The following is a 21968-nucleotide window of genomic DNA, read 5'->3' on the forward strand; positions in this document are numbered from 1 at the left end:
GATGATGCGCTTCGCCCTTGTCCTCTCAGTTCTGGGGACGCTGACCACGGCCGACGCGAAAGCTCCGGACGCGCCCCAGCAACCGCCCGCCTTCGCCGTTGCATCCAGACCCGCGCCGGCGTTGAACCATGTCTATGTCGTGCTGGACGCCGCCACGTTCGCGGCCGTCCGCGACAGCGCCCCTCTCAGCCGACTGCTCGGGCGCGCCGACGGCGGCCTGCCCGACTACGCCCCGCCGCAGCCCGGCGCCGACCGCGTCTTCTTCCGCGGGCGAGAGACCTATCTAGAGTTCTTCGCGCCGGAGAACCGCTTCGGCGAACCCGTCGGCAAGGTCGGCCTGGCTCTGGGCTATGACGCCTCCGGCGACCTCGACGCCCTGGAGCGGATTTGGCGGCGAACCTGCCCGATCGGCGCCAGGCGCACGCCCGTCCGCTATCGTCGTGTCGACCCGTCCGTGCCCTGGTACGACTCCGTACAGTGCGACGAGACGGCGGGCGGAGATCATCTCGCGGTGTGGGCCATGGCCTACCGCCCGGAATTCCATCGCTGGCAGTCGGGAACCGGCCCGACGGAGGCGCCGCAGACGTCGCGCGCGCACATCCTCGCCCCGCGAAGTGCAGAGGGCCAGGGGCGTTTCGACATCAATCACCTGGCCCTTAAGGTCACGCCGCCCATGTTCCGCCTTCTGATCCGGCAGTTGGAAGACGCCGGTCTGCAGCGGCGGGAAACCGCCGACGGAACCCTGCTGACCGGGGATGGCTGGACGCTGTTGCTTCGCGCCTCCGAAGACCCGCCGCGCCTACTGTCGCTCGACCTTGCGACCGACGGCGCGCCGCCCGACAGGCTGTCGTTGGGCTCAGGCGTCCTGATCCGAATGGACCGGCAGACGGTCGCCTTTCTTCCCACGAAAGGCATTGACTGACATCGACGTGCGTCCAGGCAGGTCGTCAATCCTTGTTGACAACCGCACGCGCGTCAATCAAAGTTGACGCATGATCGACCTGCACGACATCGCCGTCCCTTCCGATCCCGCCGAGGCGCTGACCGCAGTCGTGGCCTTGCGGCGCCTGGCGGACCGCATCGAACGCGACGCCGTCGGCTCGGCCCTGGGCCAGGGGTGGTCATGGGCGCGGATCGCCCAGGCCCTGGGCGTCACCAAACAGGCCGCCCACAAGCGGTTGTCGGACATCACGCCGACCCACCATTTCTGATAAGGGGACCGCCATGCTTCAAGGCGTCAAGTCGAAGCTCGTCGACATAGGCGTCATCAAATTTCTCAGCGAAACGGCGGAAACCTACGCCCTGCAGGACCAGCAGCGGGAGTCCGGCGCCGAGCACCTTCTCCTGGCGGCGCTGGACCTGTCGGACGGCGCCGCACGCCGCGCCTTTGAACAGGCCGGCGCCTCGCCCGACGGCCTCAAGGCTGCGATCCAGAAACAGTATGACGACGGCCTGGGTTCACTGGGCTTGAAAGCGGACAGCCCGCTCCGCACGCCGATGACGGCGAACGCCGGCGTCTATCGCGCCGCCGCTTCGGGTCAGGACGTCATGCAGAAACTGGCGGCGCTCAAGAAGGGGCGAACCCCTCTTAACGGCGCGCATGTCGTCAGCGTCATAGCGGGCCTGTCGGAAGGCGTGGCGGCGCGCGCGCTGCGGGTTCTGGACGTCGATCTCTCTCGGTTGAAAGCCGCGGCGGACGACGTCAGCGCGGCGCCGCGCCGGCTGATCTCCAGCCGAGACAGGACCGGATGACCACGCGCCGCCGCCCTCACGGCCTCGGTCGTCCTTTCAGAAGTCGGTACAGCCAGAAGCCCTCGTCATTCCGGACCGAGGTTTCCAACCTGCGCGGCGACAGTCCCGTCACCCGCCGCACCTCCCGACCAAGATGCGACTGATCGGAGAAGCCCGCGTCGATCGCAGCGGCGGCGAGATCCGACGCCGTCTCCCGCTCCCCCGCAAGGCCGTGAAGCGCCGCGGCCTCCACACGCTCATAGAGCTGCAGATCGCGTCGGCTCTGGCCCGTCCACCCCTTGATGCGGCGCTGCACCTGGCGCGCGCCCTCCCCATCCGGAGACGACGCCGCGCGCGCGCAGATCATGGACAGCCACGCCCGAATGTCGACGCCGCTCGGCTCGACCGGGCGGCCCGATGGCCAGGACGAGACGATCGACTGCACGCGCGAGAAAGGCTCAGGGCCGCGTTCGATGGTCAGCAAGCATGTGAGCGCCGCCCCCGACATCACCGCCTCAAGCGGCAGGATCACGTCCAGACAACGCTCAAGGGGAATGTCCAGCACGCGGCCGAGGGCTTCAGGATAGAAGCTGACCGTAAGCGCATGGACGGCGCCGGGCGACCAGCTCGCCACAGGCCGTCGATGCGGCCCCGCGAACACCACCCGAGGAAGCGGCCGCCCCAACCTCCCTTGCGCGACAGCCGGGCGCTCTGCGGCCATGTGCAGCTCGCCCTCGAAAATCCATGAGATGCTCGGAAACGGCGTGGCCGGATAGCAGTTGAAGCGCTGTTCGTCGGCGAGCGGTTGCCCACGCGTATCGCGTTCGACGGCCATATAGATCCAGGCTGACGCCGGGGCGCTGGGCCGGTGCAGGCGGGCCGACATCATGCGCGACCATCCCCGTGTCGCTTCGGTTCTATACGCAGAACAACCTCCCCAGCATGGATCGCCGGGCGTCGGCCTGAAGCCCCCGCTGACGCGGCGCGCCGTCCTCCAGGCGGAGCTCCCATTCGCCTGCACTCCTGCTCAAAAGGCCTGTCATGAAGCCCAAAGACTTCCTGTTTCAACGCTTTCCGTTGGACGGCCGCGTCATGGTCGCGGACGAAGAACTCACCACGCCCTATCATGTCTATGACGGCGTCATGCTGTGCATGAACGGCACGGTCGATGGGAAGAAGGCGGCTGAGCTGCTGGCTCAGGAAGGGCTGACGCCCCTGCTCGACACGCGAGGCCGGGCGCTGGCCGCCATCTGGATATGCGACTTCGTCAAGGCCAACCTCGGCGCCCATCACGAGTTGCAGATATCCCTGTTCGCGACCCCCGTCGCGGGAGCGAAACTGCCCGCCCACCCCTTTGCGTTTTTCGGCGCCCTGGCGAACCGGCCGGGTCTTCACATGGTCTGCCACGGCCTGTGGAACGATACGCTGCGCGTCGTTCGCTACAATGACGAGCATCTGCGCCTGCCCGCACGCCTGACCCGAAGCGAAATCAAAAAGGAAGGCGAGCTGTGGCGCTTTCGATTTACAGACACGGCCGGCGATCTGATCGCCGAGGGCTCCATTCTGCACCGCCATGGCTCGTCCATCGCGCCGGCCTGGCGGATTGCCGGACAAACCGGCCTCAAAGGGATGATGACGCTGATGCGCGCCCCCGCCGTCAACATCCCCGTGGTGAACCTGAGACGAGCCGGCGAGACCCATAATCAGGTCTGTCAGACCTATACGACCTATAATCGGGCGCATGTGAGAGCCGCCGGACCCAGCGATGAGGTGACGATCCGTCACCCCGTCTACGCGCCGCTCGATTTCAAACCGGCGGCCATCCAGCAGTTCGACAACGTCGGCTTCATCTTTCTGCGCCCGGAACCTCTGTTTGACGACCGCCCCCCCGTTGACGCGCCAACCGGCCTATCGAAATGAAACAGACTGGACCTTTCTAACCACCCGGAAAGCCAGCACCCTCGCCCCGGTCGCCACAGTTCACGCGATTTCGGACAAGCAGGACGACCGGCCATGAACCAAGACTCGCGCATCCATAACCCAGGGCCGCGCAGGCGCTCTTTCGAAGGGGCCGATACGCCGGAAGGCGGCGCTTCGCGCAAGACCGCCCTGATCCAGATACTGGCCCTTCCCATCGCCGTAGTGACGGCGGCGGTGCTCATTGCGACCATCGCCGTCATCACGATCGGATGGAGCTGAATTCGCTTCGCGGCGCTCAAGCCGCCCTGCTTGAGCGCCCGCCTCGCGTCAAAGCCCCGCAGGCGGCTTCGAGGCGGGCTCCTGCGTCGGCGATCTCCTTGGCCGTCACCGTCAGCGGCGGCGCGAAACGCACGACGTTATCGCGCGCCGCCAGGGCGATCAGCCCCTGCTCGCGCAGCGCCGCCACGACATCGCGCGCCTCGACGCCTCGAGCGCAGAAGCCCTGCAGCAAGCCCTCGCCGCGCAGTTCTCCGACCAGCCTGCCGTAGACGCGCTGCACTCGCTTCAACTGGCGCCGCAACAGCACCGCCTTGTTCAACACCCGCGCCAGGAAGGCGTCGTCCTGTACGATGTCCAGCACGGCGTTGCCGACCGCCATGGCCAGGGGGTTGCCGCCGAACGTGGTGCCGTGGGTGCCCAGGGTCATCCCTTCCGCCGCATGGCGCGTCGCCAGACAGGCGCCCATGGGAAAGCCGCCGCCGATGCCCTTGGCCACCGTGACGATGTCGGGAACGATCCCGCTCCATTCATGGGCGAAGAACCGGCCGGTGCGGCCCACGCCCGACTGAACTTCGTCGAGGATCAGCAGCATGCCGCGCTCGTCGCACATGCGCCGCAGCCGCTCCAGGGTCTCGGTCTTGACGACGCGCAGCCCGCCTTCGCCCTGGATGGGCTCGATCATCAGGGCGGCGGTCTGATCCGTGACGACCGCCTCCAGCGCGTCCCAGTCGTCCAGCCGGACCTGATCGAAACCTTCGACCTTGGGGCCGAAACCTTCGATGTAGGGCGGGTGGCCGGTGGCGGCGATCATGGCCAGGGTGCGTCCGTGAAAGGCCCCCTCGAAGGTGACGATGCGATACCGCTCCGGCCGACCCGCCACGGCGTGGCGACGGCGCGCCATCTTGACCGCCGCCTCATTGGCCTCGCCGCCCGAGTTGGCGAAATAGACCACTTCGGCGAAGGTGCTGTCGACGAGCCGCTGCGCCAGCCGTTCGCCCTCGGGAATGCGCACCGTGTTGGACGTGTGCCAGATCTTGCCCGCCTGCTTCTTCAGCGCCCGCACCAGGTGCGGGTGGCAATGGCCCAAGGCGTTCACCGCGATCCCCGAGGCGAAGTCCAGATAGGCCTTGCCGTCCTGGTCATAGAGCCAGGCGCCCTTTCCATATTCGAACGCCAGATCCAGACGGGCTGCGACGGGTAGGATGGGGCTGGTCATGAGGCTCTTCGTGAATAGGCCGGACACGGCGAAAACCTGTCGACAGGACAGGCACGCAGCCACGCTAATCCGACGCCGGATGGTTCATCAGGGTCGGTTTCAGGAATTCGCCTAGACCGGATGACCGTCCGATCAGCAGAGGCCTGACGGCCTGACCAACCTCAGTCGCGCGCCACCTGGAAGCCGGCGAACGACTGGCTGACCGGCATCAGCTCCAGCGCATTGATGTTCAGATGCGCCGGCAGGGTCGCGACCCAGAACAGGGTCTCGGCGATGTCTTCGCCGGTCATCGGGGCCGCCCCGCCATAAAGGGCGTCGGACGCCGCCTGGTCGCCGCCGGTGCGGACCAGGGTGAACTCCGTCTCGGCCATGCCCGGCTCGATGGAGGTGACGCGCACCCCCGTCCCGTGCAGGTCCGAGCGCAGCCCCAGCGAGAACTGGCGCACGAAGGCCTTGGTCCCGCCATAGGCGTTGCCGCCCTTGTACGGATAGGTCGCCGCCACCGAACTGATGTTCAGGATCGCCCCTTTGCGAGCGATCAGGCGCGGCAGCAGCCGGTGGGTCAGCGTCACCAGACCGGTGATGTTGGTGTCGATCATCTGGCGCCACTGGGCCAGATCAGCCTCCTGCGCGGTGGCCGTGCCGAGCGCCAGACCGGCGTTGTTGATCAGCACGTCGATGTCGCGGAAGCCCTCGGGCAGGGCGTCCAGCGCCGCGTCGATGGCGGCTTCGTCCCGCATGTCGAACGGCGCGGCGTGGACCCGGTCCGCGCCCAGTTCGGCGACCAGTTCGTCCAGACGTTCCTGACGGCGGCCGGTGGCGATCACCTTCCAGCCCGCGCCGGCGAAGCGACGCGCCGCCGCCCGGCCGATGCCCGAGGTGGCTCCGGTGATCAGAATGACGCCGCTCATGATGTCCGTCCTGGCTGAGGCTTTACTGTCGGCCCGACTTAATCCCGCACCAGCCCGCCGTCGACCACCAGATTCTGCCCTGTCACCGCTCGGCTCCACGGCGAGGCGAAGAAGAGGGCCGCATCGGCGAACTCTTCCGGCGTGGTGACGGACCGCAGCGGGGTCATGCCGGCGATCAGGTCGAACACCGCCTCCGGCGTCGCGGCGCTGGCGTCGGTCGTGCGAAGAAGCCCGCCCGAGATCATGTTGACCGTGATCCCCGACGGCCCCAGATCGCCCGCCGCCGTTCGCGTCAGGCTGAGCAGAGCGGCCTTGGCGGCAGTGTAGTCGTGATAGGGCACGACCGGATTCTGGAACAGGTTGGTGCCGATGTTGATCACCCGGCCGAAGCGTTGCGCGCCCATGCCCGGCGCCGTCGCCTGGATGACGTTCAGGGCGCCGCGGATCACGGTCGCGAACTGACGCTCCATGTCTTCCCACGGAATATCGGCCATCTGGGCGCGGGCGTCGCCGTTGAAGCTGTAGTCCAGCGCATTGTTGACCACGGTGCTGACCGGGCCGCCGAAATGGCCCTGAACCTTGGCGACCATGGCCTCCACCGCCGCGCGGTCGGTCACATCAGCCTGAACGGCGAAGGCTCGCTCGCCCAGTTCCGCCGCCAGCGCCTCGGCCTGCTCGCCGCTGCTGCGCCAGTTGATCGCCACCCGCGCGCCCTGCCCCGCAAAGGCCCGCGCCGCCGCCGCGCCCACGCCGCGCGCGCCGCCGGTGATGAGAACGATCTGATCGCGGATTTCCATGAGAACAACTCGCAAATTCTGAACCAACCTCAGCCATAGGCCGCACCTGCCGCCAAGGCCAGCGGCGCCTGAAAGAACAAGGGTTGCCCTTGCGCCTCCCTTGGCCGACTAACTCAGAAGACGTTCAGGAGACATCTATGCTGACCTTCGCCGCCGCCCTGCTGCTCTCGCCGGTTTCGACGCCGGTAGAACTGCCGTCCAGCCCCGCGCCGCTGCACGGAACCCTGCTGACGCCCGAGAGCCAGATCCACGCGGCCGCCGTCATCCTGCCCGGCTCCGGTCCGACGGATCGCAACGGCGACAGCCCGCAAGTCGGCATCCGCGCCGCGACCTATCGCCTGCTGGCCGAAGGTCTGGCCGAGCGCGGCGTCGCTACCGTCCGCATCGACAAGCGCGGCATCGGCGAGAGCGCCGCCGCCGGCCCCTCCGAGGCCGATCTGCGCTTTTCCGCCTATGCGGACGACGCCCGCGCCTGGGCGGCCGAGGCGGCGGCGAAGACGGGCCGCCCGTGCGCCTGGCTGATCGGCCACAGCGAAGGCGCGCTGGTCGCCCTGGCCGCCGTGGCGGAGGGCGACGACAAGGTATGCGGCCTGGTGCTGCTGTCCGGCGCCGGACGTCCGGCGGGAACAGTGCTGCGCGAGCAACTGTCCAGCCTGCCCGAGCCGCTGAAGGCCGAGGCCTATGCCGTCGTCGGCGAACTGGAGGGAGGCCGCACGGTCGCCGATCCGCCTGCATCGCTGGCCGCCCTGTTCCGACCGTCGGTCCAACCCTACCTCATCTCCTGGCTGGCGTTGGATCCGGCGAAGATGGCCGCCGCCTATGACGGCCCGATCTTCATCGGCCAGGGGACCACCGACATTCAAATCAGCCTGACCGACGCCGAAGCGATCAAGGCGGCCCAGCCCCGCGCCGAACTCGTCGTCTGGGACGGCGTCAACCACGTCCTGAAGACCGCGCCCGCCGAACGTGCGGCCAATATCGCGACCTATATGGACCCAGCCCTGCCCTTGGCGCCCGGCGTGGTCGAAGCGACAGCGGATTTCATCCTGAAACCGCGCTAGGCCCTAATCGTCCAGTTCCGACCGCGCCTGTTCGGCCAGGTCGAAGAAGCGGCGGCGGACTTCGGCGGCGAAAGGGTTGTCGTGTTCGATGGCGCGGAACACCGCTGCGCTGTCGTGGCGGACCATGTCGACGCCCTGAATGACGCGCTCGAAGCTGGTCGTCGTCATGCGCGTCGGCAGCGGCTCCATCGCCAGCAGCACCTTGGCGATCAGATGGGTCAGGCCCTGCACCGTCGCCGCCTCGCGGTCGTGATCCTCGGGCGTGACGACGAAGACCTTCAGCCCCAGCGCCTTCCTGCAGAAGGCGGCCACGCGCCACGCCGCCTTGTCGCCGCGCACCGGACAGACGGCGATCCTCAGCCCCGCAATGCCGTCCTTGCCGCTCTGGGGGCCGAACAGGGGGTGGGTTCCGACGATGCCGACGCTGTCAGGCAGGCCGTCCAGCATGACCTTGGCCGGCTTCACCTTCACCGAGCCGACGTCGAGAATCAACGCCCCCGGCGTCAGATGCGGCGCGATCGCCGCGACCGTTTCCGCCAACACGCCGACCGGCACGGCCAGCACCACCACCGGACAGGCGGCGGCCGCTTCCAGCGTGGTCAGCCGCGCCAGCCCCTCGTCGTCGCTGGCCGCCGGATCATGAGCGAGGATGTCGAACCCCGGCGACAGATGCTTCGCCGTCAGCCGCCCGAAGGCGCCGAAGCCGATCAGGCCGAGTTGGGGCTTTGGGCCGCTCACCCCGCCAGCGTCTCCTGGAACCGCACCGGCTGGCCGTGGGCCTGACCGATCAGTTCGCCGTCCTTCATGACCACACGGCCCCGCACGATGGTGGCGACCGGCCAACCCGTCGCCTCGAAGCCGTCGAAGGGGGTCCAGCCGCAGCGCGTGGCCTGCTGGTCGTGCGTAATAGTCTTCTTCGCCTTCAGATCGACGATAGTCAGGTCGGCGTCATAGCTGACGGCCATCCGTCCCTTGTTCGCCGTGCCGAACACCCGCTGCGCCCCGCCCGAGGTCAGGTCGATGAAGCGTTCCAGCGACAGCCGCCCGTTGGCCACATGGGTCAGCATCAGCGGCACCAAGGTCTGCACCCCCGGCATGCCCGAGGGCGATGCCGGATAGGGCTTGGACTTTTCTTCCTTCGTGTGCGGCGCGTGGTCCGAGCCCAGCACATCGGCCACGCCCTGCTGCATCCCCCACAACCACAGGGCGTCGACATGCTCCTGCGACCGGATCGGCGGGTTCATCTGGGCGTAGGCGCCGAGGCGTTCATAGGCCTCGGGCGCCGCCAGGGTCAGGTGCTGGGGCGTGATCTCGACGGTGGCGACGTCCTTGTGGAAACGCAGGAACTCCATCTCGTCCTTCGTCGTGACGTGCAGGACGTGGATGCGCGCGCCGGTCTCCTTGGCCAGGCCCACCAGCCGGCGGGTGGACATGATGGCGCTTTCGGCGTCGCGGACCTCGGGGTGGCTGGTCCAGTCGCCGGTGCGGGCCAGGTTGCGGCGCTCGCCCAGGCGGTATTCGTCTTCGGAGTGGAAGGTGGCGCGGCGGCGCACGTTCGACAGCACCTTGCGCACGCCCTCGTCGTCGGCGATCAGCAGGTCGCCGGTCGAGGCGCCCATGAAGACCTTGACCCCGCAGCAGCCCGGCAGGCGCTCCAGATCGGCCAGATGCTCGGCGTTCTCATGGGTGCCGCCGACGTAGAAGGCGTGGTCGGTCCACATCCGATCCTTCGCCCGCGCCAGCTTGTCGGCCATGGTGTCGGGGTCGGTGGTGTTGGGGTTGGTGTTCGGCATCTCGAACACGGCGACGACGCCGCCCAGAGCCGCCGCGCGGCTGCCGGTCTCCAGGTCTTCCTTCCACTCCAGCCCCGGCTCGCGGAAGTGGACCTGGGTGTCGATGACGCCCGGCAGGACGGTCAGGCCCGTCGCGTCGAACACCTCTCCGGCCGAGGCCTGAGACAGGTCGCCGATGAAGGCGATGCGGCCGTCGATGACGCCGACGTCAGCCTTGCCCCGCCCGGCGTGGTTGGCCACCTCGCCGCCCCGAACGATCAGGTCATAGGTCTGGGTCATCGCGCGCATCTCCTGAAGTTCCGGCGCTTATGCGCGCCGAAGGCTTGGAGACGCAAGCCGAGGGCGATCAGGCCGTCCGTTCGGCCAGCAGCTTCTTCGCCGCCTTCAGCACCCGCTCATAGGGCAGGTCCATCATGTGCTGGATGTGCTGGTTCAGGCGCGGGTCCAGTTCGTGGAACTCGTCCAGGGTGCGCGGGCCGCGTACGGCGACGCCGGTCCACGGACGCTTCAGCGTCTCGTCCGAAGGGCCGAACACCGCCACCGCCGGAACGCCCGCAGCTACGGCCAGCTGGGTCCACAGGGAGTCGCCGCCCAGATAGAGATCCGCGTGCGACAGGGCCGCCGCTGTCTGCAGTCGCGTCAGCCGCCCCTGCAGTTCGATCACCCGGTCCCGCTTGACCGCCGAGCGGACGGTCTGGGCCGCGTCGCGGTCCGCCTCCTCGCCCACGATCATCAGCCGTCCGCCCGCCAGCGGCCCGCCCTCGCCCAGAAGGGAGATGGCGACCTTGGCGTAGCGATCGGCGGGCCAGCGTTTGCCGATCCAGTCTGCGCCCGGCCCGACGGCCAGGATCGGACCTTCGCCCGGCGGGATCAGGGAGTCGGCCGCTTCCTGCGCATCGCGTGCGATGAACAGTTTCGGCGGCGGAATCTCGTCCAGTTGCAGGGTCCGCGCCGCCTGCTCCACCAGATGCACGCCCGGCAGGGTCTTGCCCCGAACCGCCCGGCGCTGGCGCCGCAGCTTGCCCGACAGGGTCGAGCCGCGCATGTCGACCACCAGCCCCCAGTTGGTCTCGCGCACCTGGTTCCACAGGGCGATCCAGTCCCAGCGCCCATCCCGGTCAAGGGTGATCAGCCGCTGCAGACGCGGCAGGTCGGCGAACAGCGGCGCGCTGGCCGGCGAGCCGACGACGGTGAAGGTCGCCTGAGGGATGGCCTCGACCAACTGGGCCAACACGCCCGACGACAGGACCGCCTCCTCGGCGTCCGCCTCGGCGATGTAGAGGATCGGAAAACGACCATGCATGGGCTGAGTCTAGCCGGATTCTCTTCGGAATTCAGCGGGAATGCGGGACGGCGGGCCGCCGCTGCACGCCAACCGCCCCGTCGTCCTCGAGTCGGACGAAGCGCACGGGGCGAGCGGCGCGCTCGCACCCCGCCAAACGCCCTGACAGCGGGAAGAAACGACTTTTCGGACGCGCCTTGAAATTGTGCTTACTGGGGCGAAATTTGCGATCGCGTCAACATTGTTTCATAATCGAAGGATTGAAATGACAATATGAGAACGACTTGGCGAATATTTCCTCATATTCGCTGAAAATACATTTGTTCTTATGTTGCCGATCAATCGAAGAATTAGATAGATAATCACTTAATTCTATAAGTATGAACTCTAAGATATTAAGACGGTTTTATATTTTCGCGCGCCGATTCCATGACCTCATTCCATATATTGGGAGTGCTGGCGATTCGGCCCTTCTTTCGCCCCGTGTGATTTGCGGCCGCAGCGCCGCCCTGCGCCGGGGCCTCTGACCCATCAGCCCAGAGTGAATATGCCCAAGCAAAACGTATCGCCATCATCGGCGCCGGCCCTTCGGGACTGGCCCTGCTCCGCGCCTTCCAGTCGGCCCGCGACAAGGGCGCGGACATCCCCCAGATCGTCTGTTACGAGAAGCAGAAGGACTGGGGCGGCATGTGGAACTACAGCTGGCGCACCGGCATCGATGAAAACGGCGAGCCCGTTCATGCCAGCATGTACCGCTACCTGTGGTCGAACGGCCCCAAGGAATGCCTTGAGTTCGCCGACTACACCTTCGACGAGCATTTCAAGAAGACGATCTCTTCCTATCCGCCGCGCGAAGTCCTGTGGGACTATATCCAGGGCCGGGTGAAGAAGGCGAACATCCGCCCGTACATCCGCTTCAACACCGCTGTGAAGGACGTGGTCTTCGACAAGGCGTCGGGCCGGTTCACCGTGACGGCCAAGGACTATTCGGCCGGTCGCCGCACCACCGAGACGTTCGACCATGTGATCGTCGCCACCGGCCACTTCTCGACGCCGAACGCGCCGTCCTATCCGGGTTTCGACCTGTTCCCCGGCCGCATCCTGCACGCCCACGACTTCCGCGACGCGGCCGAGTTCAAGGGCAAGGACGTGCTGCTGATCGGTTCCAGCTATTCGGCCGAGGACATCGGCTCGCAATGCTACAAATACGGCGCGAAATCAGTCACGACCAGTTATCGCAGCCGGCCTATGGCTATGACTGGCCCAAGGGCTGGGAGGAAAAGCCCTGCCTGACGCGCGTGGACGGCAAGACCGCCCACTTCAGCGACGGCACGCGCCGCGACGTCGACGCCATCATCCTGTGCACCGGCTACAAGCACCACTTCCCCTTCCTGCCGGACGAACTGCGCCTGAAGACCAGCAACCGTCTGTGGCCGCTGAACCTGTATGAAGGCGTGGCCTTCACGCCCAATCCCAAGCTGTTCTACCTGGGGATGCAGGACCTCTGGTACAGCTTCAACATGTTCGACGCCCAGGCCTGGCTGACGCGCGACATCATCATGGACCGCATCCAGCTGCCGTCGCGCGCGGACATGGAGGCCGCCAACGACCACTGGCGCGAGATGGAGGTCGAAATCCGCACGGATGCCGAGGCCTTTGAATATCAGGGCGAATACATCAAGCGCCTGATCGCCCAGACCGACTATCCGGATCTCGATATCGACAACATCAACCGGATCTTCCTGCAGTGGAAGAAGGACAAGAAGGCCGACATCATGGGCTATCGCGACAAATGCTATCGCTCGGTCCTGACCGGCACGCTGGCGGCGCGTCACCATGTGCCCTGGATGAAGGCGTTCGACGACTCGCTGGAAGCCTATCTGCGCCTGCCCTCGACCCGCAGCCAGGCCGCGCGCGCCTGATGCATGGCCCCGCCCTGCGGTCCGGCGGGTCGCAGGGCGGGACGCCCCGTGCGCCAGAACTCCGTCAAAGCCCGCGCATTTGCGCCCGACCTGCGCTAGACGGCGGCCATGTCCCTGCCCCTTCTTCCTGAGCGCACCTGCGGCGGCTGCGTCGAATGCTGCCGCGTGATCCCGCTGGACCTGCCCGAACTGGCCAAGCCGACGGGCGAACTGTGCGCCTATTGCGTCGACGGCGCGGGGTGTTCCGTGCATGAGGTCCGGCCGCAGACCTGTCGGGTCTGGTTCTGCCTGTGGCGGGCGGTCGAACTGTCCGACGACTGGCGTCCCGACCGCAGCGGCGTGATCGTGCGGCCTGACGGGGTCGAGGACGGGATCATCACCCTCTATGTCCTGCGCCGTTCGGACTTTCTGCTCGGGATGGACTTCTTCATCACCGTGGCGGGCTGGATCGCTGAGGGGATCGAGGTCGCCCTGAGCGCGCCCGGCCCGGTCGGAACCTATCCGGCGCGCGCCGTCGTCACCGACTGGCTGCGGCCCGCCGTCGAGGAGGGCGACCCCGACGCCTTCGCCGCGCGCGTCCTCGCCTCGCTGGACCGGCTGGCCGCCCACGACTTCCAGCCGGACGGGATCACCGCGCGCTACGCCGTCGGCTGAGGCCCGTCGACGACCGTGATCTCGGGCCAGCGGCCGCGAGCGTTGGCGATCACTCGTTCCCAACCCTTGGCCAGGCCGCGCGTCGGATTGGGGCGGATGGTCATGGCGAACACGTCCTCCAGCCCGAAGGGGGCGACCACGCTGATCGCGTCGTCCGCCTCCAGCCGCACGCCGACGGCGAAGGCCGGAGCCACGAAGCGAGCCGGGGCGTCGTCGGTGCAGGTCAGGGGGTCATAGGGCTCGCCGAACTTGCCTTCGAACCACAGATGCACCCGCGCCTGGTTCCGCACCTCGACCTGATCGCGCAGGGGCGGCTCAAAGGCGGCGGCGACGCGCTTGATGACGGCGTCCTCGGCGTCCCAGGAGGTGTCGGCGTCGAAATAGCCGATGTCGTAGTCCTTGATCCCATAGCCGACCGGGCGGCCTGTCTGGGCGTTCCACACCGCCTGATAGACGGCGCCGGAGAACAGCCGCCAGTCGGGCAGATCCAGTTCCCGCATCACGGTCAATACGTGCATCAGGCCCGCGTCGGCGCGGACGATCTCGGTCAGGCGAGCTTCCAGGGTCATGCCGTCCTGTGAGGGCGATTCCGGCGCCGCGCCAAGCGGCCTCAGCCCCGCACCGGCCAGGCGTGATCCAGCGGACCGTGCCCCTGACCCAGGCCGGGCGCGCGGCGGATGGCTTCGGCGACATAGGCCCAGGCTTCCGCCACCGCGACCGGCAGGGACAGCCCCTTGGCGATCCCCGCCGCGCAGGCGCTGGCCAGGGTGCAGCCGGTGCCGTGCGTGTGGCGCGTCTCGACCCGTTCGCTCTCCAGCACCGTCTCGCCGTCAGCTGTCAGCAATAGGTCGACCACTGTCGCGCCCGGCACATGGCCGCCTTTCATCAGCACCGCGCGCGCGCCCATGTTCAACAGCGCCTCGCCCGCGCGGCGCTGGCCGTCCAGATCGGCGACCTCCAGCCCGGTCAGGGCCTCGGCCTCCGGCGCATTGGGGGTCAGCAGGGCCGCGCGCGGAACCATCAGGCGGCGGACGGCCTCCACCGCCGCATCCGCCAGCAAGGGCGAACCGCCCTTGGCGATCATGACGGGATCGACCACGGCCGGAACGCCCCCCGCATAGTCGATCAAACCGGCGACCCTCTCCACCACCTCGACCGAGCCCAGCATTCCGGTCTTCAGCGCGTCGGCGCCGATGTCGTCCAGCACCGCCTTGGCCTGGGCCTCGATCACCTCCAGCGGCACAGGGTGGACGCCGTGAACGCCCAGGGTGTTCTGGATGGTGATAGCGGTGATCGCCGTGGCGGCGAACCCGCCCAGCATGGTCACGGCCTTGATGTCCGCCTGGATGCCTGCGCCGCCGCCGGAATCCGAACCCGCCAGGATCAGCACCCGGCCTTTCATGCCGTCACGCCCGAGAACAGCTTCAGCCCGACGATGCCCGCGACGATCAGCAGGATGCAGACCGCCCGCACCGCCGTCGCCGGCTCGCCATAGACGGCCACCCCGACCACGGCCGCGCCCACGGCGCCGATGCCCGTCCACACGGCATAGGCCGTGCCGACCGGCAGGCGCTGCGTCGCGGCCCACAGCCCGACCATGCTGGCGGCCAAGGCTACGGCCACGCCCAGCGAGATCAGCGGCCGCTGCACGCCGACGTATTTGACGCCGGACGCCCAGCCCACTTCGAACAGCCCCGCCACCACGAGAACCAGCCAGGGATTAAGAGACAGAAGCCAAGACATGACGGCTGAATGGCGGATGGCGCCCATTCAGACAAGGGCCTCCAGCCCCCCATTGTTCAGGCGCCGGCTTCCTGCTGGAAGGCCCAAGCAGAACACGCCAGCCCCACAAACGCGGAACAACGGGTGAAAACAGACAAATGATAACAATGATCCTGAAATGAGATTCTTAATTTCAATGTTCGTTGTTTTCAGTTATGTTGCCGTTTGCATTCTTTTATTCCCGTCGCAGAAACAATTCTGCGACGATAAGCGTTGCCGCCTCGATTCTCTTGGGAGATTGGGATTGAATGCAAACGCCTATGGTCCAAACCGGAATACTGATCCGACGCCCCGTAGATGAGGTTTATCAAGCCTTTACCGAACCAGGGGTGACGTCGTGGTTCTGGTTCACCCATGGCGACCGCCGCTTGTCGCCGGGGGCGACCGTGACATGGACCTGGGGGATGTACGGCGTTTCGACGCGTGTCCTGGTCAAGGATGTTCAGGTTAACCGGCGAATTCTTGTCGACTGGAACCTGGATGATCAGCCGACCGAGGTCGAATGGCGCTTCGAAGCGCGCGGCAAGACGACCTGGGTCGAAATCTTCAACCGGGGCTTTCCCGCCACGGACGAAGGGGTGAAGGCCGCGCTTGACGCCATGGAAGGCTTCACCCTGGTTCTAGCCGGCGCCAAGCTGTGGCTGGAGCGGGCGATCGAGCCGACCTTCATCGTCGATCGCTTCCCCGATCAGGTGCTGCCTGACTGGAAGGGCTGAGGCTCAACCGGCCGCCGTCACCGCCGCCTGAAGCTTCAGAGCCTGGACCGTTTCGCGCACGTCGTGGACCCGCACCATGCGGGCGCCGCGCCGCCCGCCCTCCAGCGCCAGGGCCAGAGAGCCGCCCAGACGATCGTCCGCCTCTACCGCCGCGGCGTCCACGCCCTGAATGAGACGCTTGCGACTGGCGGCGTAAAGAACCGGAAAGCCCAGGTTGACCAGGGCGCCCAGTCGCGCCGTCAGCGTCAGATTGTGGGCCGTCGTCTTGGCGAAGCCGATGCCGGGGTCCAGCCAGATCTTCTCGCGCGCGATACCCGCCGCCACGGCCGCCTCGGCCCGCGCCGCCAGAAAGGCGACGACCTCGGCTGTGACGTCGTCATAGCGCGGGTCGTCCTGCATCGTCTTGGGCGCGCCCTTCATGTGCATCAGCACCACCTCGCAGCCCAGCTCGGCGGCGGTCGCCAGACTGTCAGGCCCATAGTTCAAGGCTGTGACGTCGTTCCACATCGTCGCCCCGGCGGCGACGGCGGCGCGGGCGACGGCGGGCTTCATGGTGTCGATGCTGATCCGGCCGCCCCACCGCGCGCGGATCGCGGCGATCAGCGGCGCGACGCGGGCGATCTCTTCGGCTTCATCGACCGGGTCCGAACCCGGCCGCGTGCTTTCTCCGCCCACGTCCAACACGTCGGCGCCCTGTTCGATCAACTTCAGGGCGTGAACCAGCGCCGCCTCGGCCGTGGCGTGCCGCCCGCCGTCGGAAAAGCTGTCCGGCGTGACGTTGACGATGCCCATGACGAGCGGCGGCTTCACGAGGGATTGATGGGTCATGCGACATCGACTCCAGAGGCCGCAGTTTGACTTTCACCGCGCCTGGGTCCAGCCTCTAAAGGCAATGGAACGCTTCGTCAGCCAGGCTCGACGCCTCACCCACGCGGGACGCCGCGTCGAAGGCCTTTAACCCGTAGCGGTCCGCCGTGCGCCCTGCGCCGGGCGCCCGTTACGGGACCAAGTTGCTTTAAGTCTCCTGTTTCCCCCATTCATTTTGCAGGACCGCGCCGGCCTGGAGCCGCTCGCGTAGATTTGCGCCATGACACGCCGCCCAGACACTACGGACGACAGCCGTCCCGGCGAACCGCCGCGCGGCGCCGACATCATTCCTTTTCGGAGACCGACCGCGCCCGGGGCGCCGTCCGACCCCGAACATGCCGATCCAGAACAGCCCGACGACGACGGCCCCTCGGCCGCCTGACGTCGCCCGAATTTCCAGAGAGTTTTCCTCATGACCACCCCCCGCAAGGGCGCCCTGCCCGCCATCACGCTTCGCAGCGACGACTTCGACGCCCTGGACCGCCTGGTCGGCGACCTGCCCGGCTCAGGCCCCGCCGGCCTGCTGCAACAGGAACTGGACCGCGCCAAGGTGTGCGAGCCCAAGGCCATGCCCAAGAACGTCGTCACCCTGAACCGCTGGCTTCAGTACGTCGACGACCACAGCCCCGAGGTGCGTCGCGTCCAGCTGGTGCTGCCCAAGGACGCCGATATCGACGCCGGGCGCGTCTCCATCCTGTCCTATGTCGGGGCGGGACTGATCGGCCTGAAGGAAGGCCAGTCGATCAACTGGCCCGACACCTCCGGCGCTGCACGCAAGCTGACCCTGGTCAAGGTCGAGGACGCCGAAGCGGCCGCAGGCTGAACCGCTTCCGATCAGAGCAAAAAATAGGGGCGCGTCCGACGGACGCGCCCCTTTTCATACCGGCCCGCCGAACAGGCTCTACGCGCTCGTCGCGGGCTGGACGGCGGGCTCGACCTGCGGCGCCGCCTCGTCTTCCGGCGTGGCCGGGACCGACAGCGACGGGCCGACGACCGAGTCGTTCTCATCGTCGCGCTTGGGCGGTTGGTCTTTCTCCAGCAGATCCTTGATCTCGTCGCCCGACAGGGTCTCGTACTCCAGCAGGGCCTGCGACAGCTTCTCGTGGTCGCCCGCCTTCTCGGTCAGGATGCGGCGCGCCTCTTCCCAGCCTTCGGTGACGATGCGGCGGACCTCTTCGTCGATGATGCGAGCCGTCTCTTCCGAGACGTTCTGGCTGCGCGACACCGAATGGCCCAGGAAGACCTCTTCCTGGTTCTCGCCATAGGCCACCGTGCCCAGCTTCTCGGAGAAGCCCCAGCGCGTGACCATGGCCCGCGCCAGCTTGGTCGCCTGCTCGATGTCCGAGCTGGCGCCCGAGGTGATGCTTTCCGGCCCGAAGATCAGCTCCTCAGCGACGCGGCCGCCCGCCATGATGGCGATGCGATCGATCATCTGCTGGAACTTCATGGAGTAGCGGTCGCCTTCCGGCAGCTGCATCACCATCCCCAGGGCGCGGCCGCGCGGGACGATGGTCGCCTTGTGCACCGGGTCGGCCATCTTGACGTTGATGGCGACGATGGCGTGACCGGCCTCGTGATAGGCGGTCAGGCGGCGTTCTTCCTCGTTCATGGCCATGGACTTCCGCTCGGAGCCCATCATGACCTTGTCCTTGGCGTCCTCGAAGTCGCGGTGCGTGACCATGCGACGGTCCTTGCGGGCCGCCATCAGGGCCGCCTCGTTGACCAGGTTCGCCAGGTCCGCGCCCGAGAAGCCCGGCGTGCCGCGCGCCAGGGTCTTCACATTCACATCGGCGGCCAGGGGCACGTCCTTCATGTGGACGCGCAGGATGCGCTCGCGGCCCGAGACGTCGGGGTTGGGCACCACGACCTGACGGTCGAAGCGGCCCGGACGCAACAGAGCCGGGTCCAGCACGTCGGGACGGTTGGTCGCAGCGATCAGGATGATGTTCTCCGACGCCTCGAAGCCGTCCATCTCGACCAGCAGCTGGTTCAGCGTCTGCTCGCGCTCGTCGTTGCCGCCGCCCAGCCCGGCGCCGCGGTGACGGCCCACGGCGTCGATTTCATCGATGAAGATGATGCACGGCGCGTTCTTCTTGGCCTGTTCGAACATGTCGCGCACGCGGCTGGCGCCGACGCCGACGAACATCTCGACGAAGTCCGAGCCGGAGATCGAGAAGAATGGCACGCCCGCCTCGCCCGCCACCGCGCGCGCCAGCAGGGTTTTACCCGTACCCGGAGGGCCGACCAGCAGGGCGCCCTTAGGGATCTTGCCGCCCAGACGCTGGAACTTGGCCGGGTCTTTCAGGAAGTCGACGACCTCCTGCAGTTCGTCCTTGGCCTCATCGACGCCGGCGACGTCGTCGAAGGTCTTGCGGCCCTTGTGCTCGGTCAGCAGCTTGGCTTTGGACTTGCCGAAGCCCATGGCGCCCTTCGCCCCGCCCTGCATCCGGTTCATGATGAACAGCCAGAAGCCGATGATCAGCGCCACCGGCAGCAACAGGCCCAGCAGACCCGACCACCACGGCTGACGCGTGCTCTTGGTTTCGACCTCGACGCCGGACTTGCGGATCTGCTCGACCAGCTCGGCGTTCGGCACCGGCGTCACGGCGGTGAATTTGCTGTCGTTCTTGAAGACGCCGGTGATCGTCTCGCCGCGCGCGACGATCGACTTGATCTCCTGACGCTCAACGGCGGTCATCAGCTGGGAATAGGTGATGGGTTCGGGGCGACCGGCGGCCGCGGCGCCCTTGGCGCCCGGCATGGCGGGGGCGCCGCCGTTCTGGCTGATCGCAGCGTAGACCGTCACCAGTCCCAGAAGGATCACGCCCCAGATGGCGAAATTGCGCAGGTTCATTCGGTCCTCGGTTCCTCGACGCGGCCGCGCTCGGTCCGTCGATCAGCAGTCTTTCTTTGAAAATAGGTCAGACGGCGGCGTTTCGCCATGAAGGGATTGAAAGAGTCCGTCTTCCTGCGTCGTTTCGCCCCCGAACGCCGCCAGGGCGAGCGCCAGACGTCGCGACGCCAGCGCCCTTACACACGCCCCGCGCCAGGCCAGAACCGGCCGTCCTTCGGGATCGATCAGCACCGGCGCAGCGGCGCGTGCGGCGGGCGGCAGGGGCGCCAGAACGGCGCGCTCGACGTCGGAAAGTTGCGCCAGCCGCCCGGCGGCCGCCTCGACGCGCAGGCCCGACTGATCCGTCACGATCTCGAAACGCCCGTCCCAGACGGCGGGCCGCCCCGGCGTCAGGGCCAGCGCGGCAGGCTGGCGGCGTTTCCACTCTCCCGGTTCACGCATCGCCTGAACATGCGCGCCGGACGCCTCGACTCGAGCGCCGCACAGGACCGCGGTGAAGTCCTCGCCGTCCGCCAGTCGCGCCTGAAGGGCCGCCAGGCGATCCCCGCGCGGCGGCGTCGCGCCGCCGCCTGCGCACAGCAGCACGGCCGCCAGCATCGACGCAGGCAGGTCGCGCGATAGAGGCAGAACCCCGGCCCAAGCCTGGTCGCCCGGCTCATGGGCCGCGCTCGCACAAGCAACAGTCGCCGATGACGCAGCAGGGCCCTCTGCCTGCGCCAGCGCCGCCCGCGCCCTGCCCCGCCCGTAGCGCAGGTCCGCGTTAGCGGGGTCTTCCAGCCATGTCAGACCACGCGCGCGCAGATGATCCCTCAGCGTCTCGCGCCCCTCGCCAAACACAGGCCGCAATAGCAACAGCCCTCGCCCTTCCGGCCAGGCGGGCGACGGCGACGCCTCGCGCAGGCGGCCCAGCGTCGCGCCTTGGGCCCGCATCCAGTCGCCCTCGGCGACGTCATCGGCGGTGTGGCCGGTCAGGATGACGCGCGCGCCGGCTTCCCGCGCGGCTTCGGCCAGCAGGGCGTGACGCGCCGCCCGCGCTCGCGCCGGTGCGCCGGGACCGCCGCGCGCGCCCTGCCAGACCATCCCCCGCCAGTCGGCGCCCGCCGCGCGCGCGGCCTCGGCGGCGAAACGGGTCCAGTCGGCGCTGTCGGGGTGGAGATTGTGGTCGACCGTCAGGGCCAGCAGCCGCCGCCCCCTCGCCTTCGCCCATGCGGCGGCAAGGTCCAGCAGGGCCAGGGAGTCGCCCCCGCCCGACAGGGCCAGGGCGACCGGCTCGGGCCCGGCGTGGTTCAGGCGCGCGTCCAGCCGAGTGAAGACTCGGCCGGCCAGATCGCCCATCAGCTGCAGCTGGCGCGCGTCCGAAGCTGGGTCGCGCGGGTCTTCTGCGCCGCCGTGGCCGCCTCGGCGTAGCGGCGGCCGAACTCGGTCAGGGCGCCGCAGGCCTGGGTCGCGCGATCGGTGGCGCGCAGGGCTTCGGCCAGCTTCAGCGTCGTCTCGGGCGCCCACGGCGTGCGCGGCCAGCCGTTCAGGGCGGCGGCGTAGGCCTGAACCGCCGAAGCGTTGTCGCGCGCGGCGACGTGCAGATCGCCCAAACGGCTGTTGGCCTCGCGCGCCTGGGGCGTGTTCGGCCAGGTGACGATGACGGTCTCCAGCGCGCGTCCGCCGCGCGCCGCGTCCTCGCCCGCCAGACGCATGGCGGCCTGCAGATCCTGCGCCGCGTCGCCGGTCGGCGAGTGGGCGACGATCGGGCCGTTCAGTTCAGCGGCTTCCTCGGCGGCCTTTTCGGCGCGCTCGACGCGGCCTTCCAGATCGCGCAGGCGGCGGCTCATCTGCGTGTTCTCGCGCGTGACCTCGTCCAGTTGGAAGGTCAGACGCTCGCTGTCGGCGTTCATGCGCTGGAACGTCTGCTCCACGTCGCTCAGACGGCGCTCCATGATCGAGACCTGGCCTTGCAGGGCCACGACCTCGGGATCCGTCTCGACCAGCACCGGCTCCCCGGCCGCGTTGCGCTGGGTCAGGGCGCGCTCCAGACGGCGGACGTTACGATCCAACTGGTCCAGGCGGCGCTTGTCCCACTGGATCGGCTCCATCGGCTGCACCTGGGCGACGACGGCGCCCCCGATCAGGGTCAGGCCGATCGCCGTCAGGACGGCGGGTTTGGTGAGGCGGAATGGCGTCTTCAGCAT

General features: G+C 67.9%; 25 protein-coding genes. 11 read left to right on the top strand and 14 right to left on the bottom strand.

The window, feature by feature from the left end:
• Position 1 precedes the first annotated feature (1 nt).
• The 3 genes from FGL25_RS12890 (at position 2) to FGL25_RS12900 (ending at position 1752) form a co-directional block, all read left to right on the top strand.
• Positions 2-922 carry a DUF5829 family protein gene (locus FGL25_RS12890; RefSeq protein WP_138141910.1) on the top strand — a complete coding sequence of 307 codons (921 nt, stop codon included), beginning with the start codon at positions 2-4 and terminating at the stop codon, positions 920-922.
• A gap of 70 nt (positions 923-992) precedes the next feature.
• The gene (locus tag FGL25_RS12895) at positions 993-1211 is read left to right on the top strand and encodes a helix-turn-helix domain-containing protein (protein ID WP_138141911.1); all 219 of its coding nucleotides are present in this window, start codon (positions 993-995) and stop codon (positions 1209-1211) included.
• Between the two features lie 13 nt (positions 1212-1224).
• The gene (locus FGL25_RS12900) at positions 1225-1752 is read left to right on the top strand and encodes a Clp protease N-terminal domain-containing protein (RefSeq protein ID WP_138141912.1); all 528 of its coding nucleotides are present in this window, start codon (positions 1225-1227) and stop codon (positions 1750-1752) included.
• Positions 1753-1768: 16 nt separating this feature from the next.
• Here FGL25_RS12900 and FGL25_RS12905 read toward each other — a convergent pair whose 3' ends face one another.
• Entirely contained in the window at positions 1769-2620 is an 852-nt protein-coding gene (locus FGL25_RS12905) for a helix-turn-helix domain-containing protein (RefSeq protein WP_138141913.1), read from the bottom strand.
• 152 nt (positions 2621-2772) lie between these two features.
• Between FGL25_RS12905 and FGL25_RS12910 the strand changes: the two genes are divergently transcribed.
• A complete protein-coding gene (locus FGL25_RS12910; RefSeq protein ID WP_138141914.1) occupies positions 2773-3651 on the top strand; it encodes a hypothetical protein in 879 nt (292 codons plus the stop codon).
• 93 nt (positions 3652-3744) lie between these two features.
• Entirely contained in the window at positions 3745-3930 is a 186-nt protein-coding gene (locus tag FGL25_RS12915; protein WP_046651792.1) for a hypothetical protein, read from the top strand.
• A gap of 16 nt (positions 3931-3946) precedes the next feature.
• Here FGL25_RS12915 and FGL25_RS12920 read toward each other — a convergent pair whose 3' ends face one another.
• The 3 genes from FGL25_RS12920 to FGL25_RS12930 all read right to left on the bottom strand — a co-directional run bounded on the left by FGL25_RS12920 (position 3947) and on the right by FGL25_RS12930 (position 6854).
• The gene (locus tag FGL25_RS12920) at positions 3947-5146 is read right to left on the bottom strand and encodes an aspartate aminotransferase family protein (protein ID WP_046651793.1); all 1200 of its coding nucleotides are present in this window, start codon (positions 5144-5146) and stop codon (positions 3947-3949) included.
• Positions 5147-5307: 161 nt separating this feature from the next.
• Positions 5308-6057 (bottom strand): SDR family NAD(P)-dependent oxidoreductase, encoded by a 750-nt coding sequence (locus FGL25_RS12925; RefSeq protein ID WP_046651794.1) that lies wholly within the window; start codon positions 6055-6057, stop codon positions 5308-5310.
• A 38-nt stretch (positions 6058-6095) separates the two neighbouring features.
• A complete protein-coding gene (locus FGL25_RS12930; RefSeq protein WP_138141915.1) occupies positions 6096-6854 on the bottom strand; it encodes a 3-oxoacyl-ACP reductase in 759 nt (252 codons plus the stop codon).
• Between the two features lie 137 nt (positions 6855-6991).
• Here FGL25_RS12930 and FGL25_RS12935 point away from each other — a divergent pair, with 137 nt between their 5' ends.
• Positions 6992-7915 (top strand): alpha/beta hydrolase, encoded by a 924-nt coding sequence (locus tag FGL25_RS12935; RefSeq protein WP_138141916.1) that lies wholly within the window; start codon positions 6992-6994, stop codon positions 7913-7915.
• Between the two features lie 3 nt (positions 7916-7918).
• Here FGL25_RS12935 and FGL25_RS12940 read toward each other — a convergent pair whose 3' ends face one another.
• From FGL25_RS12940 to FGL25_RS12950, 3 genes are all read right to left on the bottom strand, one after another.
• Positions 7919-8653: a prephenate dehydrogenase/arogenate dehydrogenase family protein gene (locus FGL25_RS12940; protein WP_138141917.1), complete on the bottom strand. Its 735-nt coding sequence runs from the start codon at positions 8651-8653 to the stop codon at positions 7919-7921.
• Positions 8650-9987 carry a dihydroorotase gene (locus FGL25_RS12945; RefSeq protein ID WP_138141918.1) on the bottom strand — a complete coding sequence of 446 codons (1338 nt, stop codon included), beginning with the start codon at positions 9985-9987 and terminating at the stop codon, positions 8650-8652. The genes FGL25_RS12940 and FGL25_RS12945 overlap by 4 nt, the downstream gene beginning before the upstream one ends.
• A gap of 67 nt (positions 9988-10054) precedes the next feature.
• A complete protein-coding gene (locus FGL25_RS12950; protein WP_138141919.1) occupies positions 10055-11011 on the bottom strand; it encodes a glycosyltransferase family 9 protein in 957 nt (318 codons plus the stop codon).
• Between the two features lie 579 nt (positions 11012-11590).
• Here FGL25_RS12950 and FGL25_RS17010 point away from each other — a divergent pair.
• The 3 genes from FGL25_RS17010 to FGL25_RS12960 all read left to right on the top strand — a co-directional run bounded on the left by FGL25_RS17010 (position 11591) and on the right by FGL25_RS12960 (position 13566).
• Positions 11591-12283, top strand: a complete 693-nt coding sequence (locus FGL25_RS17010; protein ID WP_252970263.1) for an NAD(P)-binding domain-containing protein — start codon at positions 11591-11593, stop codon at positions 12281-12283.
• Between the two features lie 5 nt (positions 12284-12288).
• Positions 12289-12912, top strand: coding sequence for a hypothetical protein (locus tag FGL25_RS17015; RefSeq protein ID WP_197733847.1), 624 nt, complete (start codon positions 12289-12291; stop codon positions 12910-12912).
• 108 nt (positions 12913-13020) lie between these two features.
• Complete coding sequence (locus tag FGL25_RS12960) at positions 13021-13566, top strand: hypothetical protein (protein WP_046651802.1); 546 nt, start codon at positions 13021-13023, stop codon at positions 13564-13566.
• On the opposite strand, the gene FGL25_RS12965 is transcribed toward FGL25_RS12960, so the two are convergent.
• The 3 genes from FGL25_RS12965 to FGL25_RS12975 are packed head-to-tail and all read right to left on the bottom strand — an operon-like array spanning position 13551 to position 15309.
• Positions 13551-14135, bottom strand: a complete 585-nt coding sequence (locus tag FGL25_RS12965; RefSeq protein ID WP_138141920.1) for a nucleotidyltransferase family protein — start codon at positions 14133-14135, stop codon at positions 13551-13553. The two genes, FGL25_RS12960 and FGL25_RS12965, sit on opposite strands and share 16 nt — an antisense overlap.
• Positions 14136-14176: 41 nt before the next feature.
• Positions 14177-14968: a bifunctional hydroxymethylpyrimidine kinase/phosphomethylpyrimidine kinase gene (thiD, locus tag FGL25_RS12970; protein ID WP_138141921.1), complete on the bottom strand. Its 792-nt coding sequence runs from the start codon at positions 14966-14968 to the stop codon at positions 14177-14179.
• Positions 14965-15309: a DMT family transporter gene (locus FGL25_RS12975; RefSeq protein WP_087140888.1), complete on the bottom strand. Its 345-nt coding sequence runs from the start codon at positions 15307-15309 to the stop codon at positions 14965-14967. Before FGL25_RS12975 ends, thiD begins: the two co-directional genes overlap by 4 nt.
• Positions 15310-15608: 299 nt before the next feature.
• Here FGL25_RS12975 and FGL25_RS12980 point away from each other — a divergent pair, with 299 nt between their 5' ends.
• Complete coding sequence (locus FGL25_RS12980) at positions 15609-16064, top strand: SRPBCC domain-containing protein (RefSeq protein WP_290125523.1); 456 nt, start codon at positions 15609-15611, stop codon at positions 16062-16064.
• Positions 16065-16067: 3 nt separating this feature from the next.
• Here FGL25_RS12980 and folP read toward each other — a convergent pair whose 3' ends face one another.
• Positions 16068-16892: a dihydropteroate synthase gene (folP, locus tag FGL25_RS12985; RefSeq protein ID WP_138141923.1), complete on the bottom strand. Its 825-nt coding sequence runs from the start codon at positions 16890-16892 to the stop codon at positions 16068-16070.
• A gap of 451 nt (positions 16893-17343) precedes the next feature.
• On the opposite strand from folP, the gene rnk reads away from it, so the two are divergent.
• Positions 17344-17754 carry a nucleoside diphosphate kinase regulator gene (gene rnk, locus FGL25_RS12990; RefSeq protein WP_128719519.1) on the top strand — a complete coding sequence of 137 codons (411 nt, stop codon included), beginning with the start codon at positions 17344-17346 and terminating at the stop codon, positions 17752-17754.
• A 78-nt stretch (positions 17755-17832) separates the two neighbouring features.
• On the opposite strand, the gene ftsH is transcribed toward rnk, so the two are convergent.
• The 3 genes from ftsH to FGL25_RS13005 are packed head-to-tail and all read right to left on the bottom strand — an operon-like array spanning position 17833 to position 21968.
• On the bottom strand, positions 17833-19785 hold the full coding sequence (ftsH, locus tag FGL25_RS12995) for an ATP-dependent zinc metalloprotease FtsH (RefSeq protein WP_138141924.1): 1953 nt from the start codon (positions 19783-19785) through the stop codon (positions 17833-17835).
• 42 nt (positions 19786-19827) lie between these two features.
• Entirely contained in the window at positions 19828-21120 is a 1293-nt protein-coding gene (gene tilS, locus FGL25_RS13000; protein WP_138141925.1) for a tRNA lysidine(34) synthetase TilS, read from the bottom strand.
• A complete protein-coding gene (locus FGL25_RS13005) occupies positions 21120-21968 on the bottom strand; it encodes a tol-pal system protein (RefSeq protein ID WP_087140874.1) in 849 nt (282 codons plus the stop codon). The genes tilS and FGL25_RS13005 overlap by 1 nt, the downstream gene beginning before the upstream one ends.

Origin of the sequence: Brevundimonas vancanneytii, assembly GCF_901421975.1 — a bacterium.
Lineage (GTDB): Bacteria > Pseudomonadota > Alphaproteobacteria > Caulobacterales > Caulobacteraceae > Brevundimonas > Brevundimonas diminuta.

Excerpts from the sequence above, each read along its gene's own strand:
- FGL25_RS12980 (WP_290125523.1), top strand. The coding sequence starts at position 15,609 with ATGGTCCAAACCGGAATACTGATCCGACGCCCCGTAGATGAGGTTTAT.
- FGL25_RS12910 (WP_138141914.1), top strand. The coding sequence starts at position 2,773 with ATGAAGCCCAAAGACTTCCTGTTTCAACGCTTTCCGTTGGACGGCCGC.
- thiD (WP_138141921.1), bottom strand. The coding sequence starts at position 14,968 with ATGAAAGGCCGGGTGCTGATCCTGGCGGGTTCGGATTCCGGCGGCGGC.
- rnk (WP_128719519.1), top strand. The coding sequence starts at position 17,344 with ATGACCACCCCCCGCAAGGGCGCCCTGCCCGCCATCACGCTTCGCAGC.
- FGL25_RS12915 (WP_046651792.1), top strand. The coding sequence starts at position 3,745 with ATGAACCAAGACTCGCGCATCCATAACCCAGGGCCGCGCAGGCGCTCT.
- FGL25_RS12945 (WP_138141918.1), bottom strand. The coding sequence starts at position 9,987 with ATGACCCAGACCTATGACCTGATCGTTCGGGGCGGCGAGGTGGCCAAC.
- FGL25_RS12960 (WP_046651802.1), top strand. The coding sequence starts at position 13,021 with ATGTCCCTGCCCCTTCTTCCTGAGCGCACCTGCGGCGGCTGCGTCGAA.
- FGL25_RS12920 (WP_046651793.1), bottom strand. The coding sequence starts at position 5,146 with ATGACCAGCCCCATCCTACCCGTCGCAGCCCGTCTGGATCTGGCGTTC.
- FGL25_RS12965 (WP_138141920.1), bottom strand. The coding sequence starts at position 14,135 with ATGACCCTGGAAGCTCGCCTGACCGAGATCGTCCGCGCCGACGCGGGC.
- FGL25_RS12975 (WP_087140888.1), bottom strand. The coding sequence starts at position 15,309 with ATGTCTTGGCTTCTGTCTCTTAATCCCTGGCTGGTTCTCGTGGTGGCG.
- FGL25_RS12930 (WP_138141915.1), bottom strand. The coding sequence starts at position 6,854 with ATGGAAATCCGCGATCAGATCGTTCTCATCACCGGCGGCGCGCGCGGC.
- FGL25_RS12895 (WP_138141911.1), top strand. The coding sequence starts at position 993 with ATGATCGACCTGCACGACATCGCCGTCCCTTCCGATCCCGCCGAGGCG.
- FGL25_RS13005 (WP_087140874.1), bottom strand. The coding sequence starts at position 21,968 with ATGCTGAAGACGCCATTCCGCCTCACCAAACCCGCCGTCCTGACGGCG.
- tilS (WP_138141925.1), bottom strand. The coding sequence starts at position 21,120 with ATGGGCGATCTGGCCGGCCGAGTCTTCACTCGGCTGGACGCGCGCCTG.
- FGL25_RS12905 (WP_138141913.1), bottom strand. The coding sequence starts at position 2,620 with ATGATGTCGGCCCGCCTGCACCGGCCCAGCGCCCCGGCGTCAGCCTGG.
- FGL25_RS12900 (WP_138141912.1), top strand. The coding sequence starts at position 1,225 with ATGCTTCAAGGCGTCAAGTCGAAGCTCGTCGACATAGGCGTCATCAAA.
- ftsH (WP_138141924.1), bottom strand. The coding sequence starts at position 19,785 with ATGAACCTGCGCAATTTCGCCATCTGGGGCGTGATCCTTCTGGGACTG.
- FGL25_RS12935 (WP_138141916.1), top strand. The coding sequence starts at position 6,992 with ATGCTGACCTTCGCCGCCGCCCTGCTGCTCTCGCCGGTTTCGACGCCG.
- FGL25_RS12890 (WP_138141910.1), top strand. The coding sequence starts at position 2 with ATGATGCGCTTCGCCCTTGTCCTCTCAGTTCTGGGGACGCTGACCACG.
- FGL25_RS12925 (WP_046651794.1), bottom strand. The coding sequence starts at position 6,057 with ATGAGCGGCGTCATTCTGATCACCGGAGCCACCTCGGGCATCGGCCGG.
- folP (WP_138141923.1), bottom strand. The coding sequence starts at position 16,892 with ATGACCCATCAATCCCTCGTGAAGCCGCCGCTCGTCATGGGCATCGTC.
- FGL25_RS12950 (WP_138141919.1), bottom strand. The coding sequence starts at position 11,011 with ATGCATGGTCGTTTTCCGATCCTCTACATCGCCGAGGCGGACGCCGAG.